1 protein-coding gene is annotated in these 363 nt (G+C 38.6%); it reads right to left on the reverse strand.

All coding sequences use genetic code 11. The annotated features are described in order from the left end of the window. The coding region (locus RTK36_RS12985) for a hypothetical protein (protein WP_331655053.1) at positions 1-363 on the reverse strand (363 nt) is incomplete at both ends.

The raw sequence follows: 363 nt of genomic DNA on the forward strand, positions 1-363 counted from the left end.
ATTCCGAGACGAATTTGGTATTCTTCTGTGCTAGGAGGCGGAAGGATTTGTTCAGTATCTAAAAAAATTTGTTGACCCATTTGGTAAGGAGTAACACGAATACATTTAACATCTACATTATGGCTTTGAAGCCATAAAACGGTGGAAGTGACTTCTTTTCGAAAGTTTGCCGCCACCAAAATGACACGCTGATCACTATCGCTAGTGTTGATCTTTACCTCGCCAAAATCGGAGCATTTATAAAATTCTGCAATTAATGCACCCGCATGTCCAGCATCTTTGTAGCGATCAAGGTATTTTTGATAAATATCACGTATTTCACTTTTAGAAAGACTGGCGCAGTAGGATACATATTTTAAAGCC

This window comes from Anaerotignum sp. (assembly GCF_031981185.1).
In the GTDB taxonomy this organism is placed as follows: Bacteria; Bacillota; Clostridia; order Lachnospirales; family Anaerotignaceae; genus Chakrabartyella.